Here is a 12060-nt window from a genome sequence, read left to right on the forward strand (position 1 = left end):
GAGGCGGCAATGGCATTTGGCGTCATCATCATCGGCGATGAAATTCTGTCGGGCAGACGGGTCGACAAGCATCTGCCGAAGGTCATCGAATTGCTGGGCGCGCGCGGATTGTCGCTCGGCTGGGCGGAATATATCGGCGACGATCCCGAGCGCATTACCGCGACGCTGCGACGCACCTTCGCGTCGGGCGATATCGTGTTCTCGACGGGCGGCATCGGCGCCACGCCGGACGATCACACGCGGCAATGCGCGGCGGCCGCGCTCGGCGTGCCGCTCGAACTGCATCCGGAAGCCGCCGCGCTGATTCAGGAGCGCATTCGCGACATGTATCCGGCGAACGCGGCGGCGCCGCTCGATCTGGAAACGCCCGAAAACCGGCATCGGTTGAATATGGGCACATATCCGCAGGGCGCGTCGATCATTCCGAACGGCTACAACAAGATTCCCGGCTTTTCGATCAACCAGCACCACTTCGTGCCGGGCTTCCCGGTGATGGCCTGGCCGATGATCGAATGGGTGCTCGATACGCAGTACGCGGATCTGCATCACGCCATGCCGCATGCGGAAAAATCGCTTCTAGTGTTCGAGTTGCCGGAGTCGCGTCTGACGCCGCTGATGGAAAAAATCGAACACGATTTCCCGAGCGTGCGGGTGTTCAGTCTGCCGAGCATCGGCGACGCGGAGCGCGGCGGCGTGTACGCGCGGCATCATATCGATCTGGGGGTGAAGGGCGAGCCGGAAGCGGTGGCGGCGGCGTTCGTCAAACTGCGGGAAGGGGTGCATCTGTTGGGCGGCGATATCGTCGAGCCCGAGGTGGCTGCTGCTGCGGTGGCCGCGGCCAAACCGCGCGATTGATACGCGCGGCTGGCCTCACGTTTGACGTTTGATGTTGGACCCGATTCGGGCGCTACGGCGCCCGTTTTCAATTGTGCTCGCGAGTGGCCCGGCGCTCGGCGCCCCCGGCAAATCATCCGCCTGTCACATTCAGCGCCGACGATGGGACTCCGTTCCCGCTACGACCCGCGGTGCCCTCAAAGAGCGCAGCGCACCGCCATCACGCGCCGATCCACGGCAAGCCCCGATAGCACCAGCCCGACACCGTCTTCCGATGCCCCTGGCCGTCCTTGTCGCCTTCGAAGCCTTCCAGCAGGTCATACGCCTTCGTAAAGCCGGCTTGCGTGGCGGCGATCGCGGCCAGCTTCGAGCGCGCGGCGCTGCGGCACAGGAACAGTACCGGCGTATCGGACGACGCCACCTGGCTCAGTTGCTGAAGGAACTCCTGATTCGGCACCGCGCCCGGATAGCGGGTCCACTCCACATGCGCGTACTGTCCGTCGCCGATCACCGGGCGGCCGACCCAGTCGAGTTCGGCGCGGGTGCGCACGTCGACGAGACGCGTGCGCGGATCGAGTTGCAACAGTTCGAACGCCTCGGCGGGCAACGCCGCGCCGGCGTAGGGCAACTGGTTGTCGGTGCGGCGGGTATCCGCCAACGCGTACAGTTGTTCGAGCGTGGCCATGAGCGTCTGTCTCCTTCGGACCAAATGATCATTCTAGCGCGCGGCGTGCGGCGCGCAGGGGCAGCGAGTCCAGAGGCGCGCGTGTTGACGAACGATCGTCGTTCAACCGTCGCCGGCGCGCAATCATGGTGCAAAATATCGTCCATGCACCAAAATGAACCGAGGTGTCGGATGCAGCTCGTCGGATGCACGAATTTGGTGCGTCGTTTGGCCTGAAGATTTCAACGTGGTTCATCGCGCGGTGCGGCCATTCCCCGCAAACGCGCGTGCAGTGTGGTTTTGCGCCGGCTTGGCGCATAGGTGGCACAGAAGCTGCTTTATTGGTGCCGATCGATTTGTTCCAGCAGTTCCTTATGGTCCTCCTCACCGATAGAGGGGTGGACGTGCCGGGGCGGGTCAGCTAGATTGGGCGGCGGCTGAATCCGCCGAATTCGTTAATCAGGAGATAGGTTATGAGTAAATCCGTGGCCGACGTCATTCAACTCGTCAAAGACGAAGACGTCAAGTTTGTCGACTTCCGTTTCACCGACACGCGCGGCAAAGAGCAACACGTTTCGGTGCCGGTGTCGGCATTCGATGAAGACAAGTTCGAAAGCGGCCATGCGTTTGACGGTTCGTCGATTGCCGGCTGGAAGGGCATCGAAGCATCGGACATGTTGCTGATCCCGGACGCGAACACGGCCTTCATCGACCCGTTCTACGAAGAATCGACCCTCGTGCTGACCTGCGACGTCGTTGAACCGGCTGACGGCAAGGGCTACGAACGCGACCCGCGTTCGCTCGCCAAGCGCGCTGAAGCGTACCTGAAGAGCACGGGCCTCGGCGACACGGCTTTCTTCGGTCCGGAACCCGAATTCTTCATTTTCGATTCGATCAAGTGGGGCACGGACCAGTCGGGCACGTTCGTCAAGATCGGTTCGGAAGAAGCACCGTGGTCGTCGTCGATGGACTTCGAAGGCGGCAACACCGGCCACCGTCCGGGCACCAAGGGCGGCTACTTCCCGGTCGCTCCGGTCGACACGTTCCAGGACATCCGTTCGGAAATGTGTCTGCTGCTCGAACAGATCGGCATTCCGGTCGAAGTGCATCACCACGAAGTCGCGGGCCAAGGCCAGAACGAAATCGGCACGAAGTTCTCGACGCTGGTGCAACGCGCCGACTGGCTGCAGCAAATGAAGTACATCATCCACAACGTGGCGCACACGTACGGCAAGACGGCAACGTTCATGCCGAAGCCGGTGGTTGGCGATAACGGTTCGGGCATGCACGTTCACCAGTCGATCTGGAAAGACGGCGCGAACCTGTTCGCGGGCAACGGTTACGCAGGTCTGTCGGAATTCGCGCTGTTCTACATCGGCGGCATCATCAAGCATGCTCGCGCGCTGAACGCGATCACGAACCCGTCGACGAACTCGTACAAGCGCCTCGTGCCGCACTTCGAAGCACCGGTCAAGCTGGCTTACTCGGCTCGCAACCGTTCGGCATCGATCCGCATTCCGCACGTGTCGAACCCGAAGGGTCGCCGTATCGAAACGCGTTTCCCGGATCCGATGGCGAATCCGTACCTGTGCTTCTCCGCGCTGATGATGGCGGGTCTGGACGGCGTGCAGAACAAGATTCACCCGGGCGAAGCCGCCGACAAGAACCTGTACGACCTGCCGCCGGAAGAGGATGCAAAGATCCCGACCGTGTGTGCCGGCCTCGACCAGGCTCTCGACGCGCTGGACGCGGACCGCGAATTCCTGACGCGCGGTGGCGTGTTCACGGACTCGATGCTCGACGCGTACATCGAACTGAAGACGGGCGAGCTGCAACGCTATCGTCAGTCGGTGCACCCGATCGAATTCGAAATGTACTACTCGCTGTAAGCGGTCATGGCGCTTCGCCCTTCACCCGGCGAAGCGCTTGACCCGACGCTCGCGATCGGTCACGAAGGGACGGCGGCGCCGTCCCTTTTTTGTTAGAGCGTGCACAACGTTTGCGGCTTCGTCGCAGCGTGCGTGGTCCATACGCCGCGTCATGGTTTGAGCAGCAAAGGCAGCACAAGCAGCACAAGCAGCAAAGGCAACCGAATTAGCTGACACCCCGTTTCATCACCATCTCCTATCGGCCAGACTGCAAGATGGTTCTTAAGAATTTGATCAAGGCAAGGAAAGGGCACGAGCAGTCGCTGTCGGACGACGTCCAACTCGTCGGCTCCGGTTTGTTGCCGGGCTTCGAGGCGTTGCCCACGGTCGTGCTGGTGCTCGACAAGCGCACGCTGCGCGTCGCGTTTGCGAATCCGTCCGCGGAGTCGATGCTCGAACTCTCGCGCAAGCAACTGACGCAGATGGCGTGGGGGGAGATCTTCTCCAACGGGGACGAACTGGTCGCGACCATTTCCGCGATCGCCGCCAACCGTTTTCACGCGACCCATCTCGACGCCGTACTTGAGCGCCCTGGCCACGAGCCGCTGCATGTGCATGCGATCGTCGGCTTTCTGGAGAGCGCGCAAGATTACGTGCTGCTCGAACTGTTCGAGAACGAGCGGCATCTGCGCACCGATCGTGAGGAACGCATCAACGACCTCACGGCGGTCAACAAGCAACTGATCCGCAATCTCGCGCACGAAATCAAGAACCCGCTCGGCGGAATTCGCGGCGCGGCGCAACTGCTCGAGTTCGAACTCAGCGAGCGTCAGCGCGACGAGTTGCGCGAGTACACGCAGGTCATCATCAAGGAGTCGGACCGGTTGCAGACGCTGGTCGACCGCTTGCTCGAACCGCACCGTCATCCGCATATCGTTGGCGACGTGAATATTCACGAAGTGTGCGAGCGCGTGCGCCAGGTGATTCTCGCGGAGTTTCCGCGCGGCCTGACGATCGAACGCGATTACGACGTGAGTGTGCCCGACTTGCGCGGCGACAAGGAACAACTGATCCAGGCGCTGCTGAACATTGTGCGCAATGCGGCCGAAGCGCTGCGCGAACGCATTTCGCAAGGCGACGCGCGGATCGAATTGCGCACCCGCATTGCCCGCAAGATCACCGTGTCGAAACGCTTATGTAAGCTGGCACTGGACTTGCGTATCACGGACAACGGCCCAGGTATTCCTGAGGAAATCCGCGACCGTATCTTCTATCCGCTCGTGTCGGGGCGCGAGGATGGTAGCGGTCTCGGTTTGACGCTCGCGCAGACTTTCGTGCAACAGCACGATGGGTTGATCGAAGTGGATAGCCGGCCGGGCCACACCGAGTTTCAGATTTTGCTGCCGCTCGACTGCTAAAACCAAAATGTATCTCTAGACTTCTGACCGACCTATATGAAGCCGATCTGGATAGTAGACGACGATCAATCGATTCGCTGGGTGCTCGAAAAAGCGCTCGCCCGCGAAAACTTCGCGACCCGCAGCTTCGCGAACGTGCGCGAGGCCTCCGCCGCGCTCGATCACGACAGCCCGCAAGTGCTCGTGTCCGACATCAGGATGCCGGGCGGTTCCGGTCTCGAATTGCTGCAAACCGTGCGTGAGAAGGTGCCGGGCTTGCCCGTCATCATCATGACTGCGTTCTCGGATCTGGACAGCGCGGTCGCCGCGTTCCAGGGCGGGGCGTTCGAATATCTCGCCAAGCCGTTCGATGTCGACAAGGCCGTCGAACTGATCCGTCGCGCGGTCGACGAAAGCATGCGCGGCGAACAGACGTGGGACGACCGTCCCGCCGAAGCACCGGAAATGCTCGGCCAGGCGCCGGCCATGCAGGACATGTTTCGCGCGATCGGCCGCTTGTCCCATTCGGCGGCGACCGTGCTCATTACCGGCGAATCAGGCACCGGGAAGGAACTGGTCGCGCGTGCGTTGCACCGGCATAGCCCACGCGCGAACGGTCCGTTCATCGCGCTGAACACCGCGGCGATTCCGAAGGATCTGTTGGAATCCGAACTGTTCGGCCACGAGCGCGGCGCGTTCACCGGCGCGCAGGCCATGCGCCAGGGGCGTTTCGAGCAGGCCGAAAACGGCACGCTGTTTCTCGATGAAATCGGCGACATGCCGTTCGATCTGCAAACGCGTTTGTTGCGCGTGCTGTCGGATGGGCAGTTTTATCGGGTCGGCGGGCATAATCCGTTGCGCGCGAATGTGCGCGTGATCGCGGCGACGCACCAGAATCTCGAATCGCGCGTGCGTCAGGGCTTGTTCCGCGAGGACTTGTATCACCGGCTCAATGTGATCCGTTTGCGCTTGCCGGCTTTGCGTGAGCGTAGCGAAGATATTCCGCTGCTCACGCGTCACTTCCTGCAGAAGAGCGCGCGCGATCTCGGCGTCGAGCCGAAGCGCGTATCGGAAGAGGCGCTCGCTTATCTGGCGTCGTTGCCGTTTCCGGGCAACGTGCGGCAACTGGAAAATCTGGCCAACTGGCTGACGGTGATGGCGCCCGCGCAGACCATCGAGATCAAGGACTTGCCGCCCGATCTCGGTCCGGCGCAAGTGGGTGTCTCCGATCTGACCGGCGGTGGCGGCGTGCTTGGCGCGGGCGAGGTGGGGCTGGCGGGCACGGCGCCGACCAACGGCGTCAGCGCGGCGGCGCATCCGGCAGCGGGCGGCGTGCCGGTCGCGTCGACGGTGAGCGCCTGGGAAGGCGGCTTGCGTACCGAAGTCGCGCGCATGCTGCGTGAAAACGCCGCGGACGTGATGGACGAACTCGCGCGACGCTTTGAAGCGGCGGTGATTCGCGAGGCGCTGGATTTCACGCGGGGCCGCAAGGTGGAGGCGGCTGAGCGGCTGGGGATCGGGCGCAATACGATTACGCGGAAGATTCAGGAGTTGAATCTCGAGCCGTAATGCGTGAATAGTTTGATCGGTCAAGGCGGTGTGTACACCGCCTTGACCTTTAAAGCCTTGTCGCTGCCGCTACGACGCGGTCTTTTCGGCGGCCTTCACCAGAACGAATTCCGAACCCTCCAGCCGGTAATAGTAGACGCCGCCGCCGGTCTCGTTCCGACTGCCGTGCACGACGATCAGACTGCTGTCGCGTCTGAACTCAATCGGTTCGTTGACGTCGACATCCCAGCAACAGACCGTGAACGGCAGCCAGATAACACCGCCGGTTTTCGCGTCGATCGCGACAGTCATAATGCAGGATGCACCGCATCCCCAGCTCGCCAGCGTGTAGTGCCCGGCGTAGTTTGGCTTCTGGCCGCTTAACTGACGCAGGCGAGTGGCGAATTTGCGATCCCGCGCCGAAATAATCTTCACTTTTGCGGGTTGACCGTTGAATACGTTTTCGACCGGGAAAGCGTCGAAGCGGGGCAGAGGTTCGTCCGCGAAGGTTCGGCCGATGCCGCACATTGCCAAAACAAATAACGCGAGGAATAGCCTTTTCATATTCAATACCAGTGATGTTTTTCCCAGAATTTTCGAGCGACCTGAACCGTGTGGTAACGGCCTAGCAAGTAGCGAATTCCACCTTGGCATTCTTCAACCGCGTTGCCAAATGATTTTTCACCATTTGGATTCAGTCCATATTGCGGGCGAAGCAATTGGAAGAGGCCTCGGGCAGTCGATTCGGAATTGCGGGTGCCGACAACGCCGCTTGACTCTTGAGCCATGATCCAGAGTAAATCGTTGAAATCGGTGAGCGGGACGCCCTCAAGTGACATCGCGGTGCGCAGCGCGTTTTGAGAAGTAACGGGGACCGCGGCGGGATTTTTTGCTATCCATCCCTTCTTGCTGTGTTTGATTTGACGATGGTTATGTGCATGCTTGCTCATACGGAATATCTAATTCGCATTTGGTCGGATTCGGTTAAATCGAAAGATCGATTAGATCATGCACGTCTTGAGATTTTCAACAACATCACACTTTTGTGACGAAATTGATGCAATGAGCAATGAGTTGAGAAGTTGATCGTAGCGAATGCGGTCACCTGGTAGCAACGTACTCCACGCGTTCCAACGTCCCCCGCCCCCCACAAGGCATAATCAACGCTGTTTTCCTCCGACAGCCGACGATGCCCGCTTCCCCCGCTTCTTTCTCCTGGCCGCTTTCCCCCGATCCTTTCCTGTCGCTCGAAGACCTCGACGACGCCGACGCTCTCGCCTGGGTCGAGCGGCAAAACGCGAGCACGCGCGCCGCGTGGTGCGATAACGCCGAATTCGAAGCGCTCAAACAGCAACTCGCCGACGCCTATCTGCCGCGCGAACGTCCGGTGATTCCCGATCGCTGGAAGGATTGGGCGTACGACCTCTGGCAGGACGAGCGCAACCCCAAAGGCATCTGGCGACGCACCACATGGGCGGCCTGGCGCAGCGGCGCACCGGTCTGGCAGACCCTGCTCGACTTCGACGCGCTCGGCGCCGCCGAAGGCACGCCATGGGTCTGCGTCGAACTCGACATTCTTTATCCCGATGGCGATCGCGCGTTGATCACGCTGTCGCCGGGCGGCTCGGATGCGCTGGTGGTGCGCGAGTTCGACATTGACGCGCAGCAGTTCGTCGACGGCGGTTTCGCGATCGCGAAGGCCGGCAAGCACACGGCGTCGTGGATCGATCGGGACACGCTTTACGTCGGCTGGGACAACGGTCGTAAGACGCTGACGCGCTCGGGCTATCCGCGCGAGGTGCGGCGCTGGACCCGCGGCACGGCACTGGCCGATGCGCCTGTCGTCTTCAAGGCCGCGTTCGGCGATATCGGCGTGGAAGCGCATTACGATCCGATCGAACAGCGCCACACGGTGGCGAGCAGCGTCGATTTCTTCGACTCGTACACCTACTACCTCGACAGCGGCGGGGCGCCCGATGTGTGGCATCGATACGAGGTGCCGTCGCACGTCGGGGTCGGCGGCTGGCAAGGCTGGCTGCTATTCGAACCGCGCCTCGATTGGGAGTGCAACGGCGTGCATCATCCGGGCGGTTCGTTGCTGGCCATTCGCGAGGACGCGTTCATGCGCGGCGAGCGCGACGTCGTGCCGTTGTTCACGCCGACGCCGCTCACGTCCGCCTGCGAGTGGACGCACACGCGCAACCATCTGATCGTCTCGTATCTGGACGACGTGCAGAACCGGACGCTGTTGTGGACGCCGTCGCAGCACAGCGATCAAACGTGGCATTGGGCACAACGTCTTTTCCCATCGCGCGACGATACGCAAGCCGACGTTTCACCGGTCGAGCCGACCCTCAACGACGAAGTGTTCGTCGACACCGACGACTATCTGCAACCACCGGCCTATTGGCTCACCGACCTCACGCGCGAGAACCTGAGCGAATGGGAATTACTCGACCGCTGGCCGACGCAATTCGACGCGACGCAGTACGCCGTGACGCGCGGACATGCGATCTCCGCGGATGGCACACGCGTGCCGTACACGGTGATCGGCCCACGTGCCGGGCAAGCGTCGCTGCGCCCCTGTCTACTGAGCGGCTACGGCGGTTTCGCGATTCCGTTGCTGCCGAGCTATCTGACCGGGCAGGGCATCGGCTGGCTGGCGCGCGGCGGCGTGTACGTGGTCGCGCATATTCGCGGCGGCGGCGAGTTCGGCACGCGCTGGCATACGGAAGCGCAGGGCGCGCAGCGCCAGCGCGCATTCGATGATTTTCTGGCGGTCGCCGTTGCGCTGGTCGCCAGCGGCGTGACGAGCGCCGCGCAACTGGGCATTCAAGGCGGCAGCAATGGCGGCTTGCTGGTGGCGGCGTGCATGGTGCAGCGTCCCGAGCTGTTCGGCGCGGTGGTCTGTGAGGTACCGTTGCTCGATATGAGCCGCTATCACCTGCTGCACGCGGGCGCGTCATGGATCGACGAATACGGCGACCCCGACGAGCCCGACGAAGCGCGTGCGCTGGCCGCGTATTCGCCGTATCACCGCGTATCGGCGGAAACGGTGTACCCGCCGGTGCTGTTCACCACGTCGACGGCCGATGACCGCGTGCATCCCGGCCACGCGCGCAAGATGGCCGCACGCATGCAGGCGCAGGGACACGAGCGCGTCTGGTATCGGGAGAATACGGAGGGCGGCCACGGCGGCTCCGATGAGCTGGAGCAGGCCGAGCACGATGCGATGGTGTTCGAGTTTCTGTGGCGGACGTTGAGCGGCGCGTCGACGGTGCTATAGAGGTCTGAAAGAACGGTGTCAAGCGAAAACGCCCGGTGCAAGACTTCTGGTTGGCGAAGTCTCTACACCGGGCGTTTTTGCGCCTGTCCGCAAACAATCAGCCTGATTCAGCCGAATTCAGCCGAGTTGGGCCACCACCGGCGCGTGATCCGACGGCTGCTCCCACTTGCGCGGCACTTTGTCCACCTCGCACGAAGTACAGATCTCCGCGAGCGCCTTCGACAGCAGAATATGGTCGATGCGCATCCCCGCGTTGCGCCGGAACGCCATCATCCGGTAATCCCACCACGAGTAGATCTTCTCCGGCTGCTCGAACTGACGGAACGCGTCGGTGAGACCGAGTGCGATCAGCCGCACGAACTCGGCGCGCTCTTCGGGCGACACCAGATTCTGGCCTTCCCACGCTTTCGGATCGTGCACGTCGCGATCTTCCGGCGCGATGTTGTAGTCGCCGAGTAGCGCGAACTTCGGAGACCGCGCCATCTCGCTCGCGACCCAGTCGTGCAGCGCGGCGAGCCAGCGCAGCTTGTACGCGAACTTGTCGGTGCCCGGCGCCTGGCCGTTCGGGAAATACGCGGAGACGATGCGCACGCCTTCGATCGTCGCGGCAATCACGCGCTGCTGCGGATCTTCGAAGCCAGGAATGTTGCGCACCACACTGTCTTCGTCGACGTTCAGGCCCGCGCGCACCACGATGCCGACGCCGTTATAGGTCTTCTGGCCGGCGAACCAGCTTCGGTAGCCTTTCTCTTCGAGTTCGGCGCGCGGGAATTTGTCGTCGGTCAGTTTCAGTTCCTGCAGGCACAGCACGTCGGTGCCGCTGGCTTCGAGCCAGTCGATCACATGTTGCTGGCGCACTTTCAGGGAGTTGACGTTCCAGGTGGCGATTTTCATTTTCTCTCACATTCCTGCGGGATTCCGATAGTCCCGCATCTTATCGCGCGGCAGAACCGGTGGTGAAGGCGCGGCAGTGAAAAAATGCCGCGCGGCGAGCGGAAAATAAAAGCGCGACCGCCTCGGGGTGCGGCGTATAGTGAGACACCACATACGCGCGATCATGCGCACCGGGGAGGCATCATGGCGGAACGGTATCCAGCGCTTTATAAGGACTTCGAAGTGCACCCGCTGGTGTTCTCGCGGGCCTTCGACAAATTCGACGGCCACAAGCGTCATGCCGAAGGCTACGACGTCGCCGTACGCGTGTGCCGGCCGGGCGCGATCAGCGGCTCGACGGCGAGCCGCGTATTCCGTCTTGTGTTGCCTGCCACCTTCTCCGATTTCGGCGTCGCCAAACGTAGCGCGAGCCAGTACGGCGCGGACATCATCGACGGCAAAGTGGAAGGCGCCACGGTGCAGGATCTTTGAGCGTTGCACGGACAGGTACGCAGTCGCGCGAAGCAGTCGCATGAAATAATTCGCACGAATGTTTGACGTTTAGATGACGCCACGCTATACTCTTTTTCTCTGACGCGGGGTGGAGCAGTCTGGCAGCTCGTCGGGCTCATAACCCGAAGGTCGTAGGTTCAAATCCTACCCCCGCAACCAAGTATTGTTGAAAGCCCGCATGACGAAAGTCATGCGGGCTTTTTGACTTCTGGGCGTGTGATTTGTTCAACGATGAAAGTGCTTGCAGTGCATCTGAAAACGCACAGCACAGCCCCCGCCCATCATCAACCTCTACGCCGACTCAATCGCCCATTCCACCGCCGCCTGCGCATGCAGCGCCGTAGTGTCGAACACAGGCAACACAGAATCCTCCGGTTTGATCAGCAACGAAATCTCGGTGCAGCCGAGAATCACGGCTTGCGCGCCACGCGCGGCCAGCGTTTCGATCACACGCTGATACACCGCGCGCGAATCGTCCTTCACTTTGCCGTGGCACAGCTCGTCGTAAATGATGCGATGCACGTCCGCGCGTTCGGCCTCATCGGGCACCCGTGTTTCGAGCCCGTGACGCTCGCGCAGCCGGCCGGTGTAAAACGTCTGCTCCATCGTATAGCGTGTGCCGAGCAAGCCGACCCGCTCGATGCCCGCGGCGCGCAATGCAGCGCCGGTCGGATCGGCGATGTGCAGGAACGGCACGTCGATCGCCTGCTCGATCGCTTCGCACACGCGATGCATCGTGTTGGTCGCGAGTATCACGAGTTCGGCGCCGCCGCGTTCGAGTTGGCGTGCGGCATCGGCCAATTGCTCGCCGAGCGCGGGCCAGTCGCCCGTGCGCTGCAGTGCCTCGATCGGTGCGAAGTCGACCGTGACCATCAGGCTGCGCGCATTGTGGTGGCCGCCCAGGCGTGCTTTCGTGTGGCGGTTGATAAGCTTGTAGTACTCGGCGGACGATTCCCAACTCATCCCGCCGATCACACCGATCGTTTTCATAGGCCTGCTCCGCGAGTAGATGACGGATGCGGTAGCGCGAAGCCCGCGCACTCCGTTTGAATGGCCGAGTATAGGCGGCTGATGGCG

At 61.9% G+C, this 12060-nt stretch carries 11 protein-coding genes and 1 tRNA gene; 7 read left to right on the top strand and 5 right to left on the bottom strand.

Annotation, left to right across the window (positions count from 1 at the left end; translation table 11 throughout):
• Nucleotides 1–9 precede the first annotated feature (9 nt).
• Complete coding sequence (locus GGD40_RS20215) at nt 10–855, top strand: competence/damage-inducible protein A (RefSeq protein ID WP_179703803.1); 846 nt, start codon at nt 10–12, stop codon at nt 853–855.
• 199 nt (nt 856–1054) lie between these two features.
• Here GGD40_RS20215 and GGD40_RS20220 read toward each other — a convergent pair whose 3' ends face one another.
• Nucleotides 1055–1519, bottom strand: coding sequence for a rhodanese-like domain-containing protein (locus GGD40_RS20220; protein WP_179744683.1), 465 nt, complete (start codon nt 1517–1519; stop codon nt 1055–1057).
• 452 nt (nt 1520–1971) lie between these two features.
• On the opposite strand from GGD40_RS20220, the gene glnA reads away from it, so the two are divergent.
• From glnA to ntrC, 3 genes are all read left to right on the top strand, one after another.
• Complete coding sequence (glnA, locus tag GGD40_RS20225; protein ID WP_035546536.1) at nt 1972–3387, top strand: type I glutamate--ammonia ligase; 1416 nt, start codon at nt 1972–1974, stop codon at nt 3385–3387.
• Nucleotides 3388–3641: 254 nt separating this feature from the next.
• Nucleotides 3642–4784 carry a nitrogen regulation protein NR(II) gene (gene glnL, locus GGD40_RS20230; protein ID WP_179703806.1) on the top strand — a complete coding sequence of 381 codons (1143 nt, stop codon included), beginning with the start codon at nt 3642–3644 and terminating at the stop codon, nt 4782–4784.
• 36 nt (nt 4785–4820) lie between these two features.
• Nucleotides 4821–6332, top strand: coding sequence for a nitrogen regulation protein NR(I) (gene ntrC, locus GGD40_RS20235; RefSeq protein ID WP_179744684.1), 1512 nt, complete (start codon nt 4821–4823; stop codon nt 6330–6332).
• 69 nt (nt 6333–6401) lie between these two features.
• On the opposite strand, the gene GGD40_RS20240 is transcribed toward ntrC, so the two are convergent.
• Nucleotides 6402–6875: a hypothetical protein gene (locus GGD40_RS20240; RefSeq protein WP_179703807.1), complete on the bottom strand. Its 474-nt coding sequence runs from the start codon at nt 6873–6875 to the stop codon at nt 6402–6404.
• A gap of 2 nt (nt 6876–6877) precedes the next feature.
• Nucleotides 6878–7261, bottom strand: coding sequence for a hypothetical protein (locus tag GGD40_RS20245; protein ID WP_179744685.1), 384 nt, complete (start codon nt 7259–7261; stop codon nt 6878–6880).
• Between the two features lie 239 nt (nt 7262–7500).
• Here GGD40_RS20245 and GGD40_RS20250 point away from each other — a divergent pair, with 239 nt between their 5' ends.
• A complete protein-coding gene (locus GGD40_RS20250; protein WP_179744686.1) occupies nt 7501–9597 on the top strand; it encodes a prolyl oligopeptidase family serine peptidase in 2097 nt (698 codons plus the stop codon).
• A gap of 117 nt (nt 9598–9714) precedes the next feature.
• On the opposite strand, the gene xth is transcribed toward GGD40_RS20250, so the two are convergent.
• Nucleotides 9715–10491 carry an exodeoxyribonuclease III gene (gene xth, locus GGD40_RS20255; protein ID WP_179744687.1) on the bottom strand — a complete coding sequence of 259 codons (777 nt, stop codon included), beginning with the start codon at nt 10489–10491 and terminating at the stop codon, nt 9715–9717.
• Nucleotides 10492–10674: 183 nt separating this feature from the next.
• Between xth and GGD40_RS20260 the strand changes: the two genes are divergently transcribed.
• Both GGD40_RS20260 and GGD40_RS20265 read left to right on the top strand, forming a co-directional pair.
• Nucleotides 10675–10962, top strand: coding sequence for a hypothetical protein (locus GGD40_RS20260; protein WP_035546527.1), 288 nt, complete (start codon nt 10675–10677; stop codon nt 10960–10962).
• 103 nt (nt 10963–11065) lie between these two features.
• Nucleotides 11066–11142 (top strand) — tRNA-Met (locus tag GGD40_RS20265).
• Between the two features lie 132 nt (nt 11143–11274).
• Here the strand turns inward: GGD40_RS20265 and GGD40_RS20270 are convergent.
• The gene (locus GGD40_RS20270) at nt 11275–11973 is read right to left on the bottom strand and encodes an aspartate/glutamate racemase family protein (protein WP_179744688.1); all 699 of its coding nucleotides are present in this window, start codon (nt 11971–11973) and stop codon (nt 11275–11277) included.
• Between the last annotated feature and the right edge of the window lie 87 nt (nt 11974–12060).

This window comes from Paraburkholderia bryophila, assembly GCF_013409255.1.
Lineage (GTDB): Bacteria > Pseudomonadota > Gammaproteobacteria > Burkholderiales > Burkholderiaceae > Paraburkholderia.